A 23,837-nucleotide genomic window follows, 5' to 3' on the forward strand; every position below is an offset into this window, starting at 1 on the left:
TCGATGAACCTCGAACGGATATCAGGGGCGCTGATCAGGGATCGGCGGTGGCGGGGCGGATTCGCTGGCCTGGCGTTTTGATGCGGTCGATCGAACGGCGTTCCCTCGATCTTCAGATCGAGGCACAGTGAAAACACGCTGCTGTGCTAAACTCCCCGGCCCGTCTGGCGATTGGCCGGTTTACGCACTCTAAAGCATTGCGCCTCAAGGACTTACATGACGCTGTGCGCCGCTGACTCATTCCTTCACTTGGTTGCCGTGGCGGCGGACGTGCCAGCATGCGCCTGAAGTCCATCAAGCTGGCGGGCTTCAAGTCCTTCGTCGACCCCACCACGGTGAATTTCCCGAGCAACATGGCGGCGGTGGTTGGCCCCAACGGCTGCGGCAAATCCAACATCATCGATGCGGTGCGCTGGGTGATGGGCGAAAGCTCGGCGAAGAACCTGCGCGGCGAGTCGATGACCGACGTCATCTTCAACGGCTCCAACACCCGCAAGCCGGTGACCCAGGCCAGCATCGAGCTGATCTTCGACAATTCCGACAACACCCTGACCGGCGAGTACGCGGCCTTCGCGGAAATCTCCATCCGCCGCCGGGTCACCCGCGACAGCCAGAACACCTATTTTCTCAACGGCGTGAAATGCCGTCGCCGCGACATCACCGACATTTTCCTCGGCACCGGCCTGGGGCCGCGCAGCTATTCGATCATCGAGCAGGGCATGATCAGCAAGCTGATCGAGGCCAAGCCGGAGGAGCTGCGCAATTTCATCGAGGAAGCCGCAGGTATCTCCAAGTACAAGGAGCGCCGGCGGGAAACCGAAAGCCGCATCCGCCGCACCCAGGAAAACCTCGCGCGCCTCGCTGACCTGCGCGAGGAACTGGAGCGGCAACTCGAACGCCTGCACCGCCAGGCCCAGGCCGCCGAGAAGTATCAGGAGTACAAGGCTGAGGAGCGCCAGCTCAAGGCGCAACTGACCGCATTGCGCTGGCAGGCACTGAACGAGCAGGTCGGCCAGCGCGAAGCGGTGATCGGCAACCAGGAAATCGGTTTCGAGGCGCTGGTTGCCGAACAGCGCAACGCCGATGCCAGTATCGAGCGCCTGCGCGACGGTCACCACGAGTTGTCAGAGCGTTTCAATCTGGTGCAGGGGCGCTTCTACTCGGTGGGTGGCGACATTGCCCGGGTCGAGCAGAGCATCCAGCACGGTCAGCAGCGCCTGCGTCAGTTGCAGGACGATCTGCGCGAGGCCGAGCGGGCGCGCCTGGAAACCGAATCGCACCTGGGCCATGACCGCACCTTGCTGGCGACCCTGGGCGAGGAGCTGGCGATGCTCGAGCCGGAGCAGGAGCTCACCGCTGCCACCGCCGAAGAGTCCGCTGCGGCGCTGGAGGAGGCCGAAACCGGCATGCACGGCTGGCAGGAGCAGTGGGACGGCTTCAACCAGCGCAGCGCCGAGCCGCGCCGCCAGGCGGAAGTGCAGCAGTCGCGCATTCAGCAACTGGAACACAGCCTGGAACGCCTCGCCGAGCGCCAGCGCCGCCTGGTCGACGAACTGCAGCAGTTGGCCGCCGATCCCGAGGACGCTGCGATCATCGAGCTGGGCGAGCAGATCGCCGTCGCTGAGCTGGATCTGCAGCAGTTGCAGGAGCAGGAAGCCGAGCAGGCCGAGCGGCTGCAGCAGCTGCGCGAGGACCTTCAGCAGGCCGGCCAGGCTCAGCAGCAGGCTCAGGGTGAACTGCAGCGCCTGAGTGGCCGTCTGGCTTCTCTGGAAGCCCTGCAACAGGCTGCGCTGGATCCCGGCACCGGCGCTGCGCAGTGGTTGCGCGAACATGGCCTGGACGAGCGCCCGCGTCTGGCCGAAGGCCTGCGTGTGGAAGCAGGCTGGGAGCTGGCGGTGGAAACCGTACTGGGCGCCGACCTGCAGGCTGTGCTGCAGGATGATTTCAGCGGCCTGGATTTTTCCTCCCTGGAGCAGGGCGAGCTGCGCCTGGTATCGACCGGCAGCGATGGCCAGCGCATTGCCGGCAGCCTGCTGGACAAGATCGAATCACCGCTCGACCTGACTCCCTGGCTGGGGCGTGTCCGCCCGGTGGAGAGTCTCGAGCAGGCCTTGGCCGAGCGCGCCATGCTGGCCTCTGACGAAAGCCTGGTCAGCCGCGACGGTTACTGGGTGGGTCGGCATTTTCTGCGCGTACGCCGTGCCAGCGAGGCACAGAGCGGCGTGCTCGCCCGTGGTCAGGAGCTGGAAAGCCTGGGCCTGGAGCGCGAAGAACGCGAAGCCGCATTGGCGCTGCTCGACGAGCGCCTGCAGGGCTTGCGTGAGCGTCAGCGTCATGCAGAAGAATTACGCGAGCAGCAGCGTCGTCAGTTGCAGGATCAGGCGCGCCGCCTTGGCGAGCTGAAGGCGCGTCTGTCCGCCGGCCAGGCCAAGGCCGAACAGTTGCTGCTGCGCCGTCAGCGTATCGAGGCCGAGCAGCAGGAACTCGCCGAGCAGCGTGCTCTGGAGCATGAGCAGCTTGGTGAATCGCGGCTGCACCTGCAGGACGCCCTGGACAGCATGGCCCTCGACAACGAGCAGCGTGAAAGCCTGCTGGCCAGCCGCGACGCCTTGCGCGAACGCCTCGACCGGGTGCGTCAGGATGCCCGCCAGCACAAGGATCATGCCCACCAGTTGGCGGTACGCCTGGGTTCGCTGCGCGCCCAGCATGGTTCCACGCGCCAGGCGCTGGAGCGTCTCGAGTTGCAGTCCGAGCGCCTGCATGAAAAACGCGAGCAGCTCGACCTGAACCTGGAAGAGGGTGCCGCGCCGCTGGAAGAGTTGCGCCTGAAACTCGAGGAACTGCTCGAGCGGCGCATGGGGGTCGAAGAAGAACTGCGCCTGGCGCGCCTGGCGCTGGAGGATGCCGACCGTGAGTTGCGCGATGCCGAGAAGCGTCGTACCCAGGCCGAGCAGCAATCGCAACTGCTGCGTGGCCAACTGGAGCAGCAGCGCCTGGAGTGGCAGTCGCTGAACGTGCGCCGCAAGGCCCTGCAGGATCAGTTGCTGGAGGACAGCTACGACCTGCACGGTGTGCTCGCCACCCTGCCCGAAGGGGCCAGCGAAAGCGCCTGGGAGCAGACCCTGGAGCAGATGGCGGCACGCATCCAGCGCCTCGGCGCGATCAACCTGGCGGCCATCGAGGAGTACCAGCAGCAATCCGAGCGCAAGCGTTACCTGGATGCCCAGGACGCCGACCTGGTCGAAGCGCTGGACACCCTGGAAAACGTCATCCGCAAGATCGACCGGGAAACCCGCAACCGTTTCAAGGAAACCTTCGACCAGATCAACGCCGGGCTGCAGGCGCTGTTCCCGAAAGTTTTCGGCGGCGGCAGCGCATATTTGGAACTCACCGGCGAAGATCTACTCGATACCGGGGTGACCATCATGGCGCGTCCACCGGGCAAGAAGAACAGCACCATCCATTTGCTGTCCGGCGGCGAGAAGGCATTGACGGCGCTGGCGCTGGTATTTTCGATCTTTCAGCTCAATCCGGCCCCGTTCTGCATGCTCGACGAGGTGGACGCGCCGCTGGACGATGCCAACGTCGGGCGCTATGCGCGGCTGGTCAAGGAGATGTCGGCGAGCGTGCAGTTCATCTACATCACCCACAACAAGATCGCCATGGAAATGGCCGATCAACTGATGGGCGTGACCATGCACGAGCCCGGTTGTTCGCGGTTGGTGGCCGTGGATGTCGAGCAGGCATTGGCGATGGTGGACAGCTGATGCGCGGTTACACAGATCCTGTTGCGTAAAAACTCCCCGAAGTGGCGGTTTTACAGTGTTTTGCCGGTGTAAAGTTGCCTTTCGTCGTGCTAGCTTAACGCCCACTTTTGTTGCACGTGGGAAAACGCCATTCAGAACATGGAGTTGGCGCCACGTTTCAAGGTCATCGTATGGGCCAGGACGCCTTTTTTAAATCAATTTTCGTTTTAGGGGTCAGGACATTTCATGGAATTCGGTCTACGCGAGTGGCTGATCATCATCGGCATCATCGTCATCGCCGGCATCCTCTTCGACGGGTGGCGGCGGATGCGCGGCGGCAAGGGCAAGCTCAAGTTCCGGCTGGATCGCAGCGTGTCGAACCTGCCGGATGACGAAGGGGATCCCGACGTGCTCAGCCCGCCACGGGTGATCGAGCGTGACCATGAACCCTCGCTGGACGAGGACGACCTGCCATCGTTGAGCGCACGGGATGGCGGCAGCCGTCGTCGCGGCGAGCCGCGCCAGGGTGACCTGGATCTGGTCGCCGACGAGCCAGTGCCGATGTTGCTGACGCCGGTCGAAGAAAGTGGCCGCGACGGCCTGTCCGGGAAAGCCCCGAGCAAGGACCAGGCACCGGTCGACGAAGTGCTGGTGATCAACGTCATCGCTCGCGACGAGCAGGGCTTCAAGGGCCCGGCACTGCTGCAGAACATCCTGGAAAGCGGCCTGCGTTTCGGCGAGATGGATATCTTCCACCGTCACGAAAGCATGGCTGGCAACGGCGAAGTGCTGTTTTCCATGGCCAACGCGCTCAAGCCGGGCACGTTCGATCTGGACGACATCGAAGGTTTCAGTACCCGTGCGGTGAGCTTCTTCCTTGGCCTGCCAGGCCCGCGCCATCCCAAGCAGGCCTTCGACGTGATGGTCGCTGCGGCGCGCAAGCTGGCTCACGAGCTCAACGGTGAGCTGAAAGACGACCAGCGCAGCGTGCTCACTGCACAAACCATCGAACACTACCGTCAGCGCATCGTCGAATACGAGCGCCGACTGCTGACACAAAAACGCTAAACGGCAGCTGCTAGCTGCGAGCCCCAAGCTACAAGCCACGCGCTTGGCTTGGGGTTTTTCATTTCTGCGCTGCCGCCGTACCTTGTCGAGAATTCCCCCATGAAAGACTCTGCCCAACGCATCCTCGAACTGCGCACCGAACTGGATGTGCACAACTACCGCTATTACGTGCTCGACGAGCCGAGCGTTCCGGATGCCGAGTACGACCGTCTGTTCCGTGAGCTGCAAGCGCTCGAAACTGAACACCCGGAGCTGGTGACGCCGGACTCGCCGACCCAGCGCGTGGGTGGCGAAGCGCTCAGTGCCTTCGGTGAGGTGCGTCATGAAGTGCCGATGCTCAGCCTTGGCAACGCTTTCGAGGAAGATGACCTGCGCGCTTTCGATCGCAGCGTGCAGAGCGGTCTCGGTTTGCAGGGCGGTGATCTGTTCGGTGGTGGCGTTGACGTCGAATACAGCTGCGAGCCCAAGCTCGACGGCCTGGCGGTGAGCCTGCTGTATCGCGATGGCAAGCTGGTGCGTGGTGCCACCCGTGGGGACGGCAGCACCGGTGAGGACATCAGCGTCAACGTGCGCACCATCCGCAACGTGCCGCTCAAGTTGCAGGGCAGCGGTTGGCCCGATGTACTGGAGGTGCGCGGGGAAGTGTTCATGTCTCGCGTCGGCTTCGAGCGGCTCAATGCCAGCCAGGCCGAGAACGGCGGCAAGACCTTCGCCAATCCGCGTAACGCTGCGGCCGGCAGCCTGCGCCAGTTGGACTCGAAGATCACCGCCAGTCGCCCGCTGGAGTTCTGCTGTTATGGCCTCGGCCAGCACAGCGCCGAACCGGCCACCACTCAGGTCGGCATGCTGCAGCGCCTGAAGACTTGGGGTATTCCCATCAGCCCCGAGTTGAAACTGGCCAAAGGCGTCGAAGATTGTCTGGCCTACTACCGCGATATCGGTGAGCGGCGCATGGGCCTGGCCTACGACATCGACGGCGTGGTGTTCAAGGTCAACAACATCGAGGACCAGCAGCAACTGGGCTTCCGCTCACGCACCCCGCATTGGGCCATCGCCCACAAGTTTCCCGCCATGGAAGAGCTGACCGAGCTGCTCGACGTGGAGTTCCAGGTCGGCCGTACCGGTGCCGTCACGCCGGTGGCGCGCCTCAAGCCGGTCAAGGTGGCGGGGGTGACGGTTTCCAACGCAACGCTGCACAACATGGATGAGGTCGCGCGCCTCGGCGTGATGATCGGCGACACGGTGATCATTCGCCGCGCGGGGGACGTGATCCCGCAGGTGATGCAGGTGGTCAGCGAACGCCGTCCCGAGGGTGCCAGCCCGATCGCCGTGCCGGAGCAATGCCCGGTGTGCGGCTCTGCGGTGGAGCGCACCCAGTTGATCAAGCGCAGCAAGGGCCGCGAAACGGTCAGCGAGGGGGCCGTGTATCGTTGCGTCGGGCGCCTGGCCTGCGCAGCCCAGCTCAAGCAGGCGATCATCCATTTCGTCTCGCGTCGCGCCATGGACATCGAAGGCCTGGGCGAGAAAAGTGTCGAGCAACTGGTAGACGAAGGCCTGGTGGGCTCGCCCGCCGATCTTTACACCTTGCAGTTCGAGCAGGTCGTCGGCCTCGAAGGCTTCGCCGAGGTGTCCAGCCGCAAGCTGCTCGAGGCCATCGCCGACAGCAAGCGGCCGAGCCTGGCGCGCTTCATCTATGCGCTGGGTATTCCCGATGTCGGCGAGGAAACGGCCAAGGTGCTGGCCCGTTCTCTTGGCTCTCTGGAACGGGTCACCCAGGCGCTGCCCGAGGTGTTGACCTACCTGCCGGATGTCGGCCTGGAGGTCGCCCACGAGATCCACAGTTTCTTCGAGGACGAGCACAACCAAACCGTCATCAGGCACCTTCTCGAGCGTGGCCTGGAGCTGCAGGATCAGGGTGGGCTGTCCGCCGAGTTCGCGGCCAGCACGACATTGGGCGGGCTGCTGGACAAGCTGAACATCCCCTTCGTGGCGGCGACCGGTGCGAAGAACCTGGCCGAGCGCTTCAAGAGCCTCGACGGTGTGATCGCTGCCGACTGGCTCGACCTGAGTGCCATGAAAGGGCTAAACGAAAAGGCCAAGCAATCGGTGCGGGAGTTCTTCGCCAAGGCGGAAAATGCCGAGCGGGCACGGGCCATCGAAGCGCAACTGCGTGATTTCGGCATGCACTGGGAATGCGAGAAAAAGGTGGTCGAAGGCCTGCCCCTGGCCGGTCAGACCTGGGTACTCACCGGCAGCCTGGAAGTGATGAGCCGCGATATCGCCAAGGACAAGCTCGAAGCCCTGGGCGCCAAGGTCGCCGGCTCGGTCTCGGCGAAGACCACCTGCGTGGTCGCCGGCCCCGGTGCCGGCTCGAAGCTGGCCAAGGCCAACGAGTTGAACGTTGCCGTACTCGATGAGCAGGCCTTTGTCGCCAGGCTGGCGGATTACGGTATTGCTGTCGAGTAGTGCTTAGCCTGGCGTCAGGATAAACGGTCGGTCGAGGCTAATATCTGTGGGAGCGCGCCATGCGCGCGATTCTTTCGCGGGCATGGCCCGCTCCCACAAGGCATGCTCGTGGCATGGGTGCAACCCATCGCCGTATGGCGATGGAGCGCCGCCCTGACCATTCAGCCGCCCACGAACATCATCCAGAACGAGGTGCCGACCCCGACGATGCTTTCCCCGGCCACCAGGCCTGCCGCGGCGGCAATGGTGAAGCGCTCGCCCAGGCTCCTCCAGCGTGACTGAATCACCCAGGCGAGCAGGGCGCCCAGCGCCATCATCAGCGAGATGGAGGCGGGGATGATGAAAGCCAGGCCGAAAGCCGCCGAGCTCGGCAGCAGCCGGGCGAGAACCGATTGTACGGGCAGGCCGGCTTCCAATGTGCCGAACAGCACGCCGCAGAGTGCGCCGACCAGCATGGCCCAGCGGATGCTGCTGTCGATCGAAGCCAGGCCGTAGCCCAGCACTTCGGCCACCGCTTTCCAGGTGGCCACGGCCGGAGCGGGCCATTGCTCGGTGATCAGCATGGCCTGCGGGTCGGGAATCAGGATCTGGTAGACCAGCACGCCGACGATGCTGCCGACGATGATGCCCAGGCACTGAGCGATCAGCTGGTTATGGGGCCTGGCACCGATGGCATGGCCGACCCGGAAGTCGTTGAGCAGATCGGTGCATTGCCCGGCTGCGCCGCCGGCGGTATTGGCGGCCATCAGGTTGACGCTCATCTGCCCGGGGGCGATCAGGCCGAAGGTCAACTGCGACAACTGGCCCGTGGCGCCAATCGGTGGAATGCCGGTGGCGCCGACCACCCGGGCCGCCATGCAGGCGAGCACGACCGCCAGCGGTATGCTGAGCAGGGCCATCAGCGGATCGATGTCGAACAGCACGACCTGCAGGATGACCACCAGCAGCGAAGCCAGGGCGAGCATGGCCAGTGGCAGCCTTGCCGGAGCCTGCCTCGCGCGCTCGGCTGTTGCCCTGGCCAGGCGTCGGCTGCCGAGATAGCGCAGCGCCAGGGAGGTGAGCGTGGCGCACACCAGCAGGGTCACGCCTGGCCACAGCAACCACTCCACGAGCGTGGCGAACTGTGGGCCGCTGACGTTTTCGTCGACGGCAACCAGGCCACTGCCGAGTAGCCAGGGCGCCACGCCACCCCAGGCGATCAGTGCACCGAGCAGCAGGGAAAGACCGACGCGAATGCCGATGATGCCGCCAAATCCGATCAGCAGGGGGGAAGGGTCGAAGTTGAAGGTAAGTCGCTCGAGGCTCGTCGAGGGCGACCAGCGTGGCAGTGCCACTAGCGTATCGGCCCACTTTATGACGCCACCGAGCATGGCGGCGGCGCCCAGTACATAGAGGCGCAGCAGGGCGTCGCGGCCGTGGTTGTAGACCTGTTGCATGGTTTCCAGGGTGGCGACCGCTTCGGGAAAGCGCAGCCGCGTGTCCTCGACCATGCTGCGGCGCAGGTACCAGGCTACCCAGATACCCAGAAAACTCACCGAGAATACCCAGGCCATCAGCGGCAGGGTGGGCAGTTGCTGGCCGGTCAACAGGGTGTAGGCGGGTATCGGCGCGACCAGGCCGCCGGAGATGATCGAGGCGGCGGCCGAGGCGGTGGTCTGGTTGATGTTGCTTTCGCGCAGGCTCCAGGCGGTGCCCAGGCGCCAACGCACCAGACTCTGCCAGATCCCGTAACTGACCAGCAGGGCGATGATCGACATGTTGAACGACCAGCCGATCTTCAAGCCGGAATAGATATTCGAAGGCGTCAGCAGGGCGCCAAGCAGTACGCCTGAAAACAGGGCGCGGAAGGTGAGTTCGCGTTCTGCGGGCATGACGAACCTGCCTCTGACGGGTGTCGTCGTTTGAGGCGCCAGGTCGGTGTCGGTTCAGTGTTGTCGAGTGCAGGCAGGGGAGGCAGCGGGGCGCTGCCCCAGAGCCTGGCAGTTCTCGACTAGATGGCCTCAGCTATCACTGCCGGAGTGTTAACGCTCGACGAAATCACTGAATGCACAAAACGCGACGATTCTGGAGCGCCCATCTTTCAAATCCAATGGCCCTTGACGATATCGCCAAGGCGATCGATACCGACCTGTTTCCCTGGTGAACACTGCACCATCCGCCCGATGAGCGTGGACATGACGTCCGCTTCTGCGCCTATAACCGCTGCCTGGTCATAGTTTTCGTCCTTCTCGTGGTTGAGGAGGTCTATGTTTTGCAGAGACATGTTCACGCATTGCCGGAGATCCGGCTCCCTGGCGTTCAAGCTGTAGGCGATCAGGTAATGCAAGGCGATCATCAGATTTTGTGCATGGCTGCCTTGTTGCTCGGAGAACTCTTCAGTGTCGGGTATCTGTGCTTCGATAGCATCGGCCATGTCCTTCAGTGCCTCCTTTTCCTCCGAGGCAATCAGGCTCAAGGCGCTTGAGAAAAGCGCTGACAGGCGTTCGGAATAAACATGGTCGAAGTCTTCTATCAGCCGAAGTTGCCTGTACAGATAGGCAGCCACCAGAACTGTCTTTTGCGGGTGGCGGAGTTGTTGAAAGCGTGAATGAATGTCCTGGCGTTCAAATATCAGGCCCCAGTGCATGGCACGTCTCCCTGGCGTTATGGGTTTTCATCCGTCATGCAAGCCTGTGCATTGGCAGTGTGCGTTCCCATCGGCCGTTGCCGTCGAGGCAAGCTCTTCTCGGCGCGTGGGTATCAGTAGCGCCCGTTGCGGCTTCGAGCAGCGTCCTCCTCATGCCTTCAGCGATGAACTACATCATGGCCTTTCGTCCCCATTGGTGGCGTCCGTCCGGTCGCGCGCAGTCAGAATCGGCCGATGAGATCGGCGACGTGGCCCTTGGCTCCGGCTTTGGGACAGCCGCGGCCCGAGGGGATCGGCGCAGGGACGGTGTGAGGGAGGGGCGTTGCGTGGAGGTAGCGGGGCGCTTGACGACGCCCCGCCGATCGATCAGTTGACCGCGTCGGTCAGGGCCTTGGCCGGTACGAATTTCACCACTTTCTTGGCCGCGATTTCGATCGCCTTGCCAGTCTGCGGGTTACGGCCGGTGCGGGCCGGACGCTCGCTGACCTTCAGTTTGCCGATACCTGGCAGGGTGATTTCACCACCATTTTCCAAGGCATCGCTGACGATCTCGCTGAGTTGATCGAGTGCCGCGCGGACGGTGGTCTTCGGCGTGTCGATGGCTTCTGCGATGTCACCGATCAATTGGTCTTTGGTAATGGCCATGGGGTTGCTCCTTGGGATGGAAAGGGTGTGGTATCGATTGATGCCCGTGCATCATCAGCGATTGGCCAGGCCGCAGGGCTCAGCCGATCAGGCCTCATTGTGACCCACCTGCTCACGGTAAATTCCCGCGGTATTGCGCGATTGGGTGTCTGCCCCGCGGTTTTTCGCTTTGACCGGTCCTTTCCGTGCAAGGCGGACAATGGCCGCCGGTGTCGACCACACGTCGAGCGATACCGGCGATTCGCTGCAGCGCATCAATGACATGGCAGCGCAGATCGCCACGACCTGCGAGCAACAGAGCAGCGTCACCGAGGAAGTCGGCTGCAATATCCGCGATGTTCGCGGCTATCCGACGAGGCAGCGGATACCTCGCAACAGAGCACTGCAGCCAGCCAGCGGCTGTCCGAGGTGTCCGGTGAGCTGGCCCGGTTGCTGGGGCGTTTCCGGGTATAGCCTCTCAAGTGAACGCTAAGTGCTTGAAGCAGTTGTAAGTTCGCCGCAAGCCGGTACAATGGCGCCGGCTCGCTGCAAGGCGAGCGGCGTTATGGTGGCCCTGCCGGTCCCCTCGCAACGATTACCCGTGAACCTGGTCAGATCCGGAAGGAAGCAGCCACAGCGGGAACATTGTGTGCCGGGGTGTGGCTGGTAGGGTCGCCTCCATTTCAAGACCCGCTCGGGTCGTGTCTCTTGCGAATATTCTCTTCGACGCCTGGCTACCTGCCAGAGTGGCGTTTTCGCGTGCCCGTCGTCTTTCATGCCAAGCCGCAGGCAGGCATGCCCGTGATTACCCGTGCCGCCCGATGAAAAAGCCCGTCACGAGGACGGGCGAAGGGTGACACTGGATCAGCGGTTCAGGCGTTACAGGATCGATAGCGGATAGTTGAAGATCAGGCGGTTCTCGTCGAACTCGTTGCTGCTGTAGTCGCGACGGATGCTGGAGTTGCGCCAGCGCAGGCTGAGGTTCTTGAAGGTGCCGTTCTGGACCACGTAGGCCAGCTCGGTTTCACGGCCCCATTCCTTGCCGTCGTCGATGGCGCCGACCTGCACGTTGCTACCGCTGATGTAGCGGTTCATCAGGGTCAGGCCGGGAATGCCGACACCGGCGAAGTTGAAGTCATGACGCAGCTGCCAGGATTTCTCCTTGGCGTTGTCGTAGCTGGAGTTGTAGCTGTCGTTGGCCAGGGTGCCGCCGCTGGTGCCGTTGACGCGCATCCAACCGGTATCGCCGCTGACTTTCTGCATGCCGACATAGAAGGTGTTGCTGGCGTATTTGGCGGAGAACAGGCCGGAATAGGTCTTGTTGTCCAGTTTGCCGGCGCGAGCCGCGCCATCGTCTTCGCCCTGGAAGTAGCCGAGATTGGCGCCCAGGGTCCAGTCGCCGATTGGCTGGCTGTGGGTCAACTGCAGGTACTGTTGCTCGTAGACGTCCTTGAGCTCGGCACCCCACAGGCCGATCAGCGTGCGCTTGTCGTTGAAGGTGTATTCGCCGCCGATGAAGTTGAAGCGGTTGGAGTCGTTGGTGGCGCTGTTGCCGGTGAGGAACATGTTCTCCATGCTGGCGTTGTTGCGTTCGCTGTTCTGGCGGAACTGACCACCGTACAGGGTCAGCCCGGCGATTTCGTTGGAAGTGAGCTGGGCGCCTTCGAAGGTCTGCGGCAGGGAACGACCGTCGTCGGCGCGCAGGATCGGCAGCACCGGCATCCATTCGCCGACCTTCAGCTCGGTCTTGGATATCCTGGCTTTGGCAGCCAGGGCCAGGCGACCGTAGTCATCCGCCGGGCGGCCATCGTCATGGCGCGGCAACAGGCCGGTGCCGTAGGTGCCGCCACCGCCGTCCAGCTTGACCGAAAGCATGCCCAGGGCGTCGACACCGAAGCCGACCACGCCCGGGGTGTAGCCGGACCGTGCGTCGAGGATGAAGCTCTGCGTCCACTCTTCTGCCTTGCTCTGGGCATTGGCCGGGTTGGTGAAGTTACGGTTGATGTAGAAGTTGCGCAGGTTCAGGGAAACCTTGGCATCGTCGGCGAAGCCTTCGGCCCGGGCGCTCATCGGCAGCGCACAGGCAACCGAGAGCGCCAGCAGTGATGGGGCCAGCAAGCGATTGCCAACTGCAGTATCGATCAGGTTCATGAGTGTTTTTCCTTCATGTCAGGACACGGGTGCCTGCCGCGCGTGCGGAATCGTTTTATCTGTCATCGATTGGTCGGAGGTCGCCCGTCGGGGCTTCCCGGTTGAACGAAGGCTGGGCGGAGTTCGCCCGGCCTGGGCTATCTGTGCTGGTGGGGGCGGCGTCGCGGGCATCCGGTGAGGTTTGCCTGCACTGGTCCACGGGCCAACCCATGAGCAGCGGCCAGGAACCTGAAGGCGCTGACGAATGCATTCACCCGCTGGCACGTCGGTGCAGCGGGGCAATGCCCGCCGTCATCCAGCCTTCTCCTTCAGTCGCGTTGCCGGGCATGCCGTGGCCGCACGGTGTCGAGCCGCGACGGCGTGGCAGGTGTGAGCAGGCAGATAGCGGCGGGAGAGAGCGATGACCAGTCTTCGCCGGGCGAGTCAGCGAGGGAGCGGATGACCCGGAGGACCATCTGTTTACCACGGGCGAACGGAGTGTCGAGCTGCGGCATGGAGGGTGACCTTTTTATATTTATAGGTTCAGCGTGTGCTTGTCCGAGGATTGCCGCTTGGGCGAAGAACTCGACACGCGTGGATTGCATACTGTGCGGTGATTTCTCGTAATTCAATTCACCAACTGTGTTCTCGTTCGGTAACCGAACAAGAACGAACCGGTTAGTACAACCGTGGCGTTCGATTATGGCTTGGGCGGCAGCATGTGGCCAAGCCAGACGCTGGGTAATGGCGTCGATCACCAGTATCCGCAAATGCTGTGGTTCCGCCTGCACGACGATGTCTTTTAGAATCTCGCAAAATCATCGAGGGCAACACCATGGCCGGTAGCCAGATAGAAAGGGCATTGAACCTGCTGGAATGTCTGGCGGGCGCTGGCGACGTGCCGATGCAGGCATTGGCCGAGCAGTTGCAGATTCCCAAGAGCGCTACCCACCGTATGCTTGCCGAGCTGGTTCGCCTGGGGTACGTGCGGCAGGAGACCCAGGGCAGCCATTATCGGCTGTCGACCAAACTGGTTGCCCTGGGCTTCCGCTACCTGGCCAGCAGCGGCGCGGACATCGTGCAGCCGATTCTCGATCGCCTGGCGCGGCAAAGCGGCGAACTGGTACGCCTCGGCGTGATCGAGGGCGAGCGACAGACCTGGATCGCCAAATCCCAGGGGGCTCGCTCCGGCCTGCGTTACGACCCGGATATGGGACGAGACGCGCCGCTGCGCTATACCGCCTCGGGTCACGCCTGGCTGGCCAGCCTGAGCAACGAAGAAGCGCTGGCCCTGGTGGCGAGCCAGCCGATCGCCGACAGCGATGAGTTCGGCCCCAACGCGCCCCACGATAATGACCAGTTGCTCGGTTATCTCCATCAGGCCCGGACCCGCGGCTATGCCGCCGTCGTGGAGACGTCATCGGTCGGTACCAGCGCGCTGGCCGCCGTGATCACTCATCCTCGGCAGGGTAGTGTGATCGGTGTACTGAGTATCGCCGGGCCGAGCGTACGCATGCCGGTCGAGCGCATGGAGGAACTGGTTCCGTGCCTGATCGAGTCTGCCGCGGAGCTTTCCGCTGCCAGCCAGGCGTCAGGCCTGTTCGTTTGAGGGCTCGGTGATAGCGTTCGATTAACGCCCGGTGGCTGATGCGAGCATTGATTAATTGTGGAACCAGGTTCTAAATTATTTCGGTCAGCATTAGGCTTACCGAAAATAATCAGAAAAGGATCCGCGTCTTGAAACCGCCACTGCGCATCGCCCTGATCGGCGCCGGAATCATGGGCCGGCAACATCTTCAGCACCTGCGTCAGCTGCCTGATGCAACCCTCTGTGCCATCGTTGACCCGGGGCCCCAGGCGAAACAGCTGGCGCAGGCGGACAATGTGCCCTGTTTCAGCGATCTGCAAAGCCTGCTCGAATGCCGCCTGGCGGAGGCGGTAATCGTCGCCAATCCCAACGCGGCCCATGTCACGACCGCCTTGCGCTGCGTCGAAGCCGGCCTGCCGGTATTGCTGGAGAAACCGGTCGGCGTCAATCTGAATGAAGTGCGTGAACTGGTGACGGCCGTCGAGCGCAGTGGCGTACCGGTTCTGGTCGGTCATCATCGCCGCCACAATCCGCTGATCGGCAAAGCCCGTGAGTTGTTGCAGAGCGGTGTTCTGGGGCGTCTGACCACGGTCACCGCACTGTGGCAACTGCAGAAACCGGACAGTTACTACGAGGTTGCCTGGCGTCGTGAGCCCGGTGCGGGAATGCTGTTGACCAACCTGATTCATGACCTCGATCTGCTGCGTTACCTCTGTGGTGAGGTGGCGCAGGTGCAGGCCATCACCAGCAGTAGCGTTCGCGGTTTCGCCAATGAAGACAGTGCGGCGGTGATCCTGCGTTTCGCCAATGGCGCTCTCGGCAGCCTGACCGCCTCGGATGCGGTGGCTGCGCCATGGAGCTGGGAGCTCAGCGCGGGCGAAAACCCCGTGTACCCACGACAACCCGACCAGCCATGCTACCTGCTGGCAGGCACCGAAGGTGCCTTGAGCATTCCGCAGCTCAGGTACTGGTCGTACGCCACACCGGGCGCCGGTTGGCACGAACCGCTGCAGGTACAAGACCAACCTTTCGAGGTCGACGAGGCACTGCATCGACAACTGGTGCACTTCATCGCCGTTGCCCGCCGCGAACAACGACCCCTGGTGAGTGCTGCCGATGCCGGCCACACCCTGGCGCTTTACGAGGCGATCTGTCGGGCGGCTCGCGATGCCAGTGCTTGTGTTCCCGAGCGCTTCTGAGCGCGTTGCAGATCATTGCGGTTCGTCACCGCCGAGAGAGCGTCCATGAACAGTAACGAACGCATTTTTTCCCTGGCCAGCCTGACCGTCCTGGAGTTGTCGCCACCCGAGATGGTCGAAGTGGCCGCCCGCACCGGGTACAGCCATGTCGGCCTGCGGTTGATCCCGGCGACGGAAGAGGAACAGCACTTCCCCCTGATCGCCGACCTTGAGCTGCGCAAGCGGACAACCAGGCGCCTGCGTGATACCGGTGTTGGTGTGCTGGATATCGAGATTCTGCGCCTTAAGCCGCAAACCCGTTGCAGTGACTTCGAGGCGGTGCTCGAAGCGGGTGGCGAATTCGGCGCCAGTGAAGTGCTGGTGGCCGGCAATGACCCTGACGAGGCACGCCTGACCGATAACTTCGCCGAATTATGTGACCGGGCAGCCGTCTATGGCCTGCATCCTCATCTGGAGTTCATGCCCTGGACGGATGTGGCCAATCTGCAACAGGCGGTGCGCATCGTGCGCCGTGCTGCGCGCGACAACGGCTGCGTGCTGGTCGACGCCTTTCATTTCGACCGTTCGTCTTCACGCCTGGAGGATCTGCAGGAGGTGGAACCTTCGCGCTTGCGCTATGCCCAATTGTGCGACGTAGCGGGGCCGCGACCCGACGACATGGCGGAAATTCTGCGTCAGGCACGCCATGAGCGGCGCTTTCCGGGTGAAGGCGATTGTGACCTGGCAGGGCTGTTGCGTTGTCTACCGGCCAGTGTTCCCTTGAGCCTGGAAATTCCCACCCGGCATTTGCTGGAACGGGGCGTCAGCGCCGAGCAACGGGCGAGGGCGGCCCTCGACAAGGCGCGGGTGTTGCTGGCAAAGGTGCACGGCCACCGGTAGCTGCTCAGTGCAGCCGAACGCCTCGGCTGCGGGGCGCCTTCTGTAGAGGCATCGCAGCGTTGAAACAGGCTGGATCGCCCGCCCAGCCACATGCTCATTGGCTGCTCGCAAGCTGTGCTGTCGATTCTCTGCGTTCGCCCAGCGGCGCGGCTTTTAACCCGCGCTGCCTGTTTTCGTGGGGCTGTCATCGGTCTGGTCGAGTTTTTAGAGGTACCCTGCTGGCTGTTGAGCAGGGTTGGACGGGCTATATAGTTAGCCTGCTACCGGAATCATGTCTGAATCACGAGAGTTCCCATGAGTACCCCGAGTTCGCTGTCAGGTGTCAACCATCCCCTCAAGGGCATCGGCCTGGTGGTGCTGGCGACCTTCCTGTTCGCCAGCCATGACGCGTTGTCGAAGTACCTGTCCAGCCTGTATCCGGTGATCATGGTGGTATGGGCACGTTATGTCGTGCACACGCTGCTGATGGCCGGCATCTTCCTGCCGCAATCCGGCCTGCGCGTGCTGCGTAGCAAGCGCCCCGGCCTGCAGGCGCTGCGGGCGATCTGTCTGCTGGGCTGCAGCCTGTTCTTCACCACGGGATTGCTGTACATCCCGCTGGCGGAAGCGACGGCGGTCAACTTCCTCGCTCCGCTGATGGTCACCGCACTCTCGGTGCCGCTGCTCAACGAGCATGTCAGCCGTGGCCAATGGGCTGCGGTACTGGTCGGTTTCTGTGGGGTGCTGATCATCGTCCACCCCGGCGGTGAACTGTTCACGCCAGCGATCCTGCTGCCGCTCTGTTCGGCGACCTGCTTCGCCGCCTATCAACTGCTGACGCGCATGCTCAGCCAGTACGACACGCCGACCACCAGCAACTTCTTTACCGGCCTGCTCAACACCCTGGTGATGAGCTGCCTGGTGCCGTTCTTCTGGCAATTGCCGGAGTGGCGACATTTGCCGCTGATGCTGGCGTTGGGTGGCTGTGGCATGTTCGCTCACCTGATGCTGACCAAGGCTTTTCGTCACGCGGCTCCAGCGCTGTTGGCACCGTTCGGCTACTGCCAGATCGTCTTCGCCGGCTTGCTGGGCCTGGTTATTTTCGGTCATGACCCCCAAAACAGTGCCAAGGTCGGTATCGCCATCATTTGTCTGAGTGGCCTGGCCGCTGCCTATCAGCAACGCAGAAAGCGTTGAGCCACGCCTGGACGCGGCCATGAAAAAAGGCCCCTGAAGGGCCTTCTTTTTGCGGGCTCGCCATCCCTGGCTGTTTTGTACGTGACGTTCGTGCCAGCCCGTCAGTGGCTGTTGCTGTCCAGGCTGTTCTTGCGCGCGGCTTCATACTCGGCCTTGTCCATCGGCCTGGCGCCCGGCTTGCCCAGGTCGGCCATCGGTATCCGGTAGGTTTCCGGGGCGATGAAGGCTGCGATCGCGCAGAGGCAGGTGATGCCGAAGGCCAGCCCGCCGATCAACAGCGGAATGTTGTCCGAGCCGGGCGGTGCCAGCATGGCGAATGCCGCTGGCAGCATGGCCGTCAGCATGGTGCCGATGTTCTGGGCGATGGCCATGGCCGAGACGCGGTAGCGGGTCTGGAACAACTCCGGATAGAAGCTTGGGAACACCGCGTTGTAGCCCTGGTACACCACGCCCCACATCAGCAGCGACATGATGAATGCCAATGGCACGTTGCCGATGCTGATGGCGTACAGGTAACCGAAGGCCAGCAGGCCCGAGCCCAGCGCACCGGTGATCATGGTCGGACGGCGGCCGATCTTGTCGGAGAGGTTGCCGACGAAGGGGATCACCAATACCGCGACGATATTGCCCACCACCGGAATCCACAGATACACGCTCTTGTCGAAGCCGATGCCATACGCTGGTTGCACTGCGTAAGCCGCACCGAAGATGGTGGCCACTACGGGGATGACGTTCATCAGCGCCATGACCATGACCAGAAACATGGTTCTCCAACTGGTGCTGAACGCTTCGGAGATCGGCGACTTGGCGATCTTCTGCTTGCTCTCCTCGTTGACGAAGGCGGGGGTCTCATGAACTTCGCGGCGGATGATGAAGCCTGCCAGTAGCACAAAGGCGCTGAGCAGGAACGGGATACGCCAGCCCCAGTCGTTGAACGCCTCGGTCGGCATGAAGTAGGCCAGTGGCAGGAATACCGCAGCGGCGAGTACCTGGCCAGCCTGCACGCCCTGCAGGGTGAAGCTGGCGTAGAACCCGCGTCGTCCGAATGGCGCATGCTCGAGGATCATCGAGCTGGCCCCCGAGATTTCACCCGCCACGGCAAAACCCTGAATCAGGCGCAACACCACCAGCAGGGCCGGGGCCAGGAAGCCGATGTCGTGGTAGGTCGGCAACAGGCCCACGGCCATGGTCGAAATGCCCATCAGGAACATGCACAGCAGCAGCACGTTCTTGCGACCGCGGGTGTCACCCCAGTGGCCGAGAACGAAGGCACCGACCGGGCGTGCCAGGTAACCTACGCCGTAGGTGGCCAGCGAGGCCACGATGGCCATCTTGGGGTCGGTATTGGGAAAGAAGATCTGCGGGAAAATCAGCGCCGCCGCCTGGGCGTAGATGAAGAAGTCGTAATACTCCAGCGCGGAGCCGACCCAGCCGCTGGCAGTAGCTTTCTTGGCTTGTGAACGTGAGGGGTTAGCCATCTTTGTCTCCGTTATTTTTAGAGCCCTGAACGAGTCAGCAGCAAGTGTTCGAGTCGAGCGCCGGCATGCGCGAACCGTCCCTTGTGGGGCAGCAGGTCGGTCGCTGTCGGGTTTGATCGAGCGGAGCTTCGCGAGTCAGGGTAGGGCGCGCGGAGTCGCAACCGACCGGGTGAGGGTCAGAAAGCGTGCGAATGGTATGCGTGTATTAGGGCACTGGGAAGTGAGCATGCGATGTACTCGTTTTCTTGAAATTGTTATGGACCGTGCAAGGCCGTCTGTGGGTCTGACCTTCGAGGCATCAGGTGTCCGCAGTGGCAACCATGGTCAGGGAGAAATGCGAACCTGGTCAATTCGATAAACGGCCTTATGTTCGATAAACGCACGGAATACTAACTGGTTCGTACACTTTGAATTGCTGCCTCTCATGTGCGCGCGAATAATCGCCGCAGCCCCGGTAAACCGAACTGCCGGCAGATCGAGTGGCCACTCTCGCCGAGTGGCGAGCACCCTGTCGGCTACGCTTGCTGGAGTTTGGCCGAGGTCACCACGCGATCCGCAGAGGTCGCTATCCACAAGGAGCTGAAGTATGCATCGCTCGATCGCCACCGTTTCTTTGAGCGGAACCCTGCCGGAAAAACTCGAAGCCGTCGCGGCTGCGGGCTTCGACGGTGTGGAGATATTCGAGAACGACCTGCTGTACTACGCGGGCAGCCCGCGAGACATTCGCAAGATGTGCGCGGACCTGGGCATCGCCATCACGCTGTTCCAGCCATTTCGCGATTTCGAAGGCTGTCGCCGTGACCGCCTGCAGCGCAACCTCGACCGCGCCGAGCGCAAGTTCGATCTGATGCAGGAGCTCGGCACCGACCTGGTGCTGGTATGCAGCAACGTCGCGGCCGACTCGCTCGGGGACGAAGACATCCTGATCGACGATCTGCGTCTGCTGGGCGAGCGTGCTGGTGCACGCGGCCTGCGCATCGGCTACGAGGCACTGGCCTGGGGCCGCCACGTCAACACCTACCAGCAGGTATGGAACCTGGTGCGCCAGGCGGATCATTCTGCGGTCGGCGTCATTCTCGACAGTTTCCACACCTTGTCGCTGAAAGGCGACCCTGCGGCGATCGCCGATATCCCTGGCGACAAGATCTTCTTCGTGCAGATGGCCGACGCCCCCGTCCTGGCGATGGACGTGCTGGAGTGGAGCCGCCATTTCCGCTGCTTCCCCGGTCAGGGCGAGTTCGACCTGCCAGGTTTTCTCGCACCGATCATTCGCACGGGTTATGACGGCCCGCTATCGCTGGAAGTCTTCAACGATGGCTTTCGCGCCGCTCCGCCCCGGGCCAATGCGGTGGATGGCTTGCGCTCGCTGCTTTATCTCGAAGAGAAGACCCGCCAGTTGCTGGCGACGGATGAGCAAGCGCCGAGCCTCGACATGCTGTTCTCCACGCCGCCAGCCAGTCGCTATCATGGCGTCGAATTCCTGGAGTTCGCGGTCGATGAAGCGGCTGGCGCCAAGCTGTCGGGCTGGCTCGAACGACTGGGCTTCGCCAGGGCCGGGCAGCACCGCTCCAAGGACGTCAGCCTGCTGCGCCAGGGGGATATCAATATCGTCCTCAATGCCGAGCCGTATTCCTTCGCCCATGGATTCTTCGAGGCCCACGGCCCGTCTCTGTGCGCGACTGCGTTGAAGGTCAAGGACAGTGCGTCGGCGCTGCAGCGCGCCCGTGATTATCGTGGTCACCCATATCGTGGGCTGGTCGGGCCGAACGAGCGGGAAATTCCGGCGATGCGTGCTCCCGATGGCAGCCTGATCTACCTGGTCGATCAGGCCGAGGCAGGGCAGAGCATTTACGACATCGACTTCAAGCTCGATCCGAACGCAGTGCAAGCCGGCAGCCTGCAACGCATCGATCACATGGCGCTGGCCCTGCCGGCCGACAACCTGGATAGCTGGGTGCTGTTCTACAAGAGCCTGCTGGACTTCGAGGCCGATGACGAAGTGGTCCTGCCCGACCCCTACGGTCTGGTGAAGAGCCGTGCGCTGCGTAGCCGCTGCAGCTCGGTGCGTCTGCCGCTGAACATTTCCGAAAACCGCAATACCGCCATTGCCCACGCGCTCTCCAGCTATCGTGGTTCAGGCGTGCATCACATCGCGTTTTCCTGCGAGGACATCTTCAAGGAAGTCGCGCGGGCCAAGGAGGCGGGCGTTCCTTTGCTGGACATTCCCCTCAACTACTACGACGATCTGGCCGCACGCTTCGATTTCGACGACGAGTTCCTCAGCGAACTGGCATATTACAATGTGCTCTACGACCGCGATGCCCAGGGCGGTGAGCTGTTTCACGTGTACACCGAAGCGTTCGAAGAGCGCTTCTTCTTTGAAATCATCCAGCGCAAGAACGGCTATGTCGGCTACGGTGCCGCCAACGTCGCCGTCCGCCTGGCGGCGATGGCCAAAGCGCGCAGCGGTAGCGTACGTCCGGCGAAGCTCTGAGCGCTTCTTCAGGCGGGTATCGGCTGTAGCCCCTACCCGCCGTCCACGTGCAGGATCAACAATAAGAAAGGCCACGATGAGTACCTCCATGACCGTTTCCCTTGAGCCTGCGCCCGATGAACTGGCTGCGGCGCCCCGCAAGCCGCGCAAGAACAATCCGGAAAAGACCCGGGAGAACATCCTGCAGGCGGCCATTACCGAGTTCGTCCAACAGGGGCTGTCGGGCGCGCGCGTCGATGCCATCGCCGAGCGCACGGCGACGTCCAAGCGCATGATCTACTACTACTTCGGCAGCAAGGAGCAGCTTTACGTCGAGGTGCTTTGCAAGCTGTACGGGGATATCCGCAGCACCGAGCGGCGTTTGCACCTCGACGAGTTGCCACCGCCGGATGCCATTCGCCGCCTGGTCGAGTTCACCTTCGATCATCACGACCGTAACTCGGATTTCGTGCGCATCGTCAGTATCGAGAACATTCACTACGGCGAGTACGTCAAGCAGTCACCGGAAATCCGCCGGATGAGCAATGTGGTGCTGTTGACGCTGGGCGAAACCCTCAAGCGCGGCGAGAAGGAAGGCGTGTTTCGAGAGGGGCTGGATACGCTGGATGTGCATATGCTGATCAGCTCCTTCTGCTTCTACCGCGTATCCAACCGGCACACCTTCGGCGAGATATTCCAGATCGACCTGCCGGACGAGCAGGTCAAGCTCCGTCACAAGAACATGATCTGCGAGGCGGTGTTGCGCTACATCACGCGCTGATCCCAGGCCGGCCATCGTCGACGACCGGCCTGCAGCCATCAACCGTTCATGCGGTGGAAATGATCGAGCATGCGTTGTGCGTCCGCTTCGACACCACTGAACAGCTCGAATGCTTTCACCGCTTGGAATACCGCCATGTTGCCGCCATCCAGCGTTCTGCAGCCAATGGCCCTGGCTTCGCGGAGCAGCTCCGTTTCCAGCGGGAAGTAGACGATCTCCGCGACCCACAGCGCCGGGCGCAGCAGTGCCTTGGGAATCGGCATGCCCGGAAGCTTGGCCATGCCCATGGGGGTGGTGTTGACCAGGCCGTCGGCGCTTGCCACTGCCGTGGTCAGATCGCTGCCGGCCTGAGCACGTGGTGAACCGAAGTGCTCGTTGAGATTGGTTGCCAGTGCCTGAGCACGCTCAAGCTCGACGTCGAAAATGCTCAATTGACCAACGCCTTCACTCAATAAGGCGTGAGCTACTGCGGCACCTGCACCGCCAGCCCCCATCTGTACCACCTGGCTGCGCTCCACGCCACCGAGGCCACGACGGAAGCCTTCCGAGAAACCCAGGCAGTCGGTGTTGTGGCCGATCCGTTTGCCGTCTTTGAAGACGACGGTATTCACCGCGCCAATTCCTCTGGCTTCATCAGACAGCTCGTCGAGCAGGGGAATGATCGCCTGCTTGCACGGGAAGGTGATGTTGAGCCCGGTGAAACTCATGCGTTCGGCCGCGCTCAGCAGATCGGCGAGGGCGCTGCTGTCGAGCCGCAACTGATCCAGGTCGATCAGCCTATATAAGTAGCGAATGCCCTGGGCGTCGCCTTCGTGTTCATGCATGGCCGGCGTGCGGGAAGCCTGGATGCCTGCACCGATGAGGCCGGCGAGGATGCTCGGTGTATGGGTCGTCATGGGGGCATCATCCTTTAATGAGTTGGCTGAAGTGTTGCAACGCTGCGCGATAGCCGCCGCTACCCAGGCCGCAGATGACGCCCAGCGCGATCGATGAGACGAAGGAGTGATGGCGGAAGGCTTCACGCTTGTGCATGTTGGACAGATGCACCTCTATTACCGGCAGCTCGCTGGCGACCAGCGCGTCGCGTATGGCCACCGACGTATGGGTCCAGGCTGCCGGGTTGATCACGATGCCTGCGCAGCGTCGACGCGCCTTGTGAATCCAGTCGATCAGCTCGGCTTCGTGGTTGGTCTGGCGGAACTCGGTAGCTAGGCCAAGGGCCTCGGCTGTCTCGGCACAAAGACGGGATATGTCGGCCAGGGTCTCGTGACCGTAGGTTTCTGGTTCACGGGTGCCGAGCATATTCAGATTCGGGCCATTGAGGATAAGGATGATGGGAGCCATGCTGCTTCCTGTTGTTATTGTGGGCCGCTGATAAAGCTCAGTCTAAAATGTACCAACTGGTTAATTTGGTCAATCACTTGCCGAGAACGGTCCGGGCAAAGCGTTCGATTATCGGGCTTTGGTCGATTGCGCGAAAAACCTGAAATAACCCCTTGACCATAAAACGAGGGGGCCTATAATGCGCACCACTTCCGGCGCTGCCTGATCTGAAAACTTCTTTTTAAACAAGGAGTTAGACGAAAATAAAGGTTGCGAGGAC

17 protein-coding genes, 1 other RNA gene and 1 pseudogene are annotated in these 23,837 nt (G+C 62.4%); 11 read left to right on the forward strand and 8 right to left on the reverse strand.

The genetic code is table 11. The annotated features are described in order from the left end of the window. Window positions 1–278: 278 nt before the first annotated feature. From smc to ligA, 3 genes are all read left to right on the forward strand, one after another. Window positions 279–3,767 (forward strand): chromosome segregation protein SMC, encoded by a 3,489-nt coding sequence (smc, locus tag BLR94_RS26050; RefSeq protein ID WP_084308820.1) that lies wholly within the window; start codon window positions 279–281, stop codon window positions 3,765–3,767. 225 nt (window positions 3,768–3,992) lie between these two features. Beyond that, the gene (gene zipA, locus BLR94_RS26055) at window positions 3,993–4,814 is read left to right on the forward strand and encodes a cell division protein ZipA (protein ID WP_084308819.1); all 822 of its coding nucleotides are present in this window, start codon (window positions 3,993–3,995) and stop codon (window positions 4,812–4,814) included. Between the two features lie 99 nt (window positions 4,815–4,913). Next, on the forward strand, window positions 4,914–7,280 hold the full coding sequence (gene ligA, locus BLR94_RS26060; protein ID WP_084308818.1) for an NAD-dependent DNA ligase LigA: 2,367 nt from the start codon (window positions 4,914–4,916) through the stop codon (window positions 7,278–7,280). 161 nt (window positions 7,281–7,441) lie between these two features. Here ligA and BLR94_RS26065 read toward each other — a convergent pair whose 3' ends face one another. The 3 genes from BLR94_RS26065 to BLR94_RS26075 form a co-directional block, all read right to left on the reverse strand. Then, a complete protein-coding gene (locus tag BLR94_RS26065; RefSeq protein WP_084308817.1) occupies window positions 7,442–9,151 on the reverse strand; it encodes an OPT family oligopeptide transporter in 1,710 nt (569 codons plus the stop codon). Between the two features lie 209 nt (window positions 9,152–9,360). Beyond that, a complete protein-coding gene (locus tag BLR94_RS26070) occupies window positions 9,361–9,906 on the reverse strand; it encodes a hypothetical protein (protein WP_084308816.1) in 546 nt (181 codons plus the stop codon). Between the two features lie 366 nt (window positions 9,907–10,272). Continuing rightward, window positions 10,273–10,551, reverse strand: a complete 279-nt coding sequence (locus tag BLR94_RS26075) for an HU family DNA-binding protein (protein ID WP_013791713.1) — start codon at window positions 10,549–10,551, stop codon at window positions 10,273–10,275. 175 nt (window positions 10,552–10,726) lie between these two features. Between BLR94_RS26075 and BLR94_RS28105 the strand changes: the two are divergent. Together BLR94_RS28105 and ffs are read left to right on the forward strand one after the other, a co-directional pair. Further along, window positions 10,727–11,004: pseudogene (locus tag BLR94_RS28105) on the forward strand (methyl-accepting chemotaxis protein); the annotation flags it as partial. Window positions 11,005–11,105: 101 nt separating this feature from the next. Next, window positions 11,106–11,202, forward strand: an RNA gene (gene ffs / locus BLR94_RS26085) — signal recognition particle sRNA small type. Window positions 11,203–11,409: 207 nt separating this feature from the next. Here ffs and BLR94_RS26090 read toward each other — a convergent pair. Continuing rightward, the gene (locus tag BLR94_RS26090) at window positions 11,410–12,600 is read right to left on the reverse strand and encodes an OprD family porin (RefSeq protein ID WP_244158268.1); all 1,191 of its coding nucleotides are present in this window, start codon (window positions 12,598–12,600) and stop codon (window positions 11,410–11,412) included. A gap of 389 nt (window positions 12,601–12,989) precedes the next feature. Beyond that, a complete protein-coding gene (locus tag BLR94_RS27390) occupies window positions 12,990–13,175 on the reverse strand; it encodes a hypothetical protein (protein ID WP_139207515.1) in 186 nt (61 codons plus the stop codon). 320 nt (window positions 13,176–13,495) lie between these two features. On the opposite strand from BLR94_RS27390, the gene BLR94_RS26095 reads away from it, so the two are divergent. From BLR94_RS26095 to BLR94_RS26110, 4 genes are all read left to right on the forward strand, one after another. After that, on the forward strand, window positions 13,496–14,269 hold the full coding sequence (locus BLR94_RS26095) for an IclR family transcriptional regulator (RefSeq protein WP_084308814.1): 774 nt from the start codon (window positions 13,496–13,498) through the stop codon (window positions 14,267–14,269). A gap of 128 nt (window positions 14,270–14,397) precedes the next feature. Beyond that, window positions 14,398–15,447, forward strand: coding sequence for a Gfo/Idh/MocA family protein (locus BLR94_RS26100; protein ID WP_084308813.1), 1,050 nt, complete (start codon window positions 14,398–14,400; stop codon window positions 15,445–15,447). A 45-nt stretch (window positions 15,448–15,492) separates the two neighbouring features. Next, window positions 15,493–16,326 carry a sugar phosphate isomerase/epimerase family protein gene (locus BLR94_RS26105; RefSeq protein WP_084308812.1) on the forward strand — a complete coding sequence of 278 codons (834 nt, stop codon included), beginning with the start codon at window positions 15,493–15,495 and terminating at the stop codon, window positions 16,324–16,326. A 294-nt stretch (window positions 16,327–16,620) separates the two neighbouring features. After that, entirely contained in the window at window positions 16,621–17,502 is an 882-nt protein-coding gene (locus BLR94_RS26110) for a DMT family transporter (RefSeq protein ID WP_084308811.1), read from the forward strand. A gap of 101 nt (window positions 17,503–17,603) precedes the next feature. Here the strand turns inward: BLR94_RS26110 and BLR94_RS26115 are convergent, their stop codons facing one another. Continuing rightward, complete coding sequence (locus BLR94_RS26115; protein WP_084308810.1) at window positions 17,604–18,980, reverse strand: MFS transporter; 1,377 nt, start codon at window positions 18,978–18,980, stop codon at window positions 17,604–17,606. A 586-nt stretch (window positions 18,981–19,566) separates the two neighbouring features. On the opposite strand from BLR94_RS26115, the gene quiC reads away from it, so the two are divergent. Continuing rightward, window positions 19,567–21,474 carry a 3-dehydroshikimate dehydratase QuiC gene (quiC, locus tag BLR94_RS26120; RefSeq protein ID WP_084308809.1) on the forward strand — a complete coding sequence of 636 codons (1,908 nt, stop codon included), beginning with the start codon at window positions 19,567–19,569 and terminating at the stop codon, window positions 21,472–21,474. Window positions 21,475–21,562: 88 nt separating this feature from the next. Next, window positions 21,563–22,234 carry a TetR/AcrR family transcriptional regulator gene (locus BLR94_RS26125; protein ID WP_084308808.1) on the forward strand — a complete coding sequence of 224 codons (672 nt, stop codon included), beginning with the start codon at window positions 21,563–21,565 and terminating at the stop codon, window positions 22,232–22,234. Window positions 22,235–22,272: 38 nt separating this feature from the next. On the opposite strand, the gene BLR94_RS26130 is transcribed toward BLR94_RS26125, so the two are convergent. Together BLR94_RS26130 and aroQ are read right to left on the reverse strand one after the other, a co-directional pair. Then, window positions 22,273–23,130, reverse strand: a complete 858-nt coding sequence (locus tag BLR94_RS26130) for a shikimate dehydrogenase (RefSeq protein WP_084308807.1) — start codon at window positions 23,128–23,130, stop codon at window positions 22,273–22,275. Between the two features lie 7 nt (window positions 23,131–23,137). Further along, entirely contained in the window at window positions 23,138–23,578 is a 441-nt protein-coding gene (gene aroQ / locus BLR94_RS26135) for a type II 3-dehydroquinate dehydratase (RefSeq protein ID WP_084308806.1), read from the reverse strand. Window positions 23,579–23,837 lie beyond the last annotated feature (259 nt).

It is taken from the genome of Phytopseudomonas flavescens (assembly GCF_900100535.1).
Classification (GTDB): Bacteria; Pseudomonadota; Gammaproteobacteria; order Pseudomonadales; family Pseudomonadaceae; genus Aquipseudomonas; species Aquipseudomonas flavescens.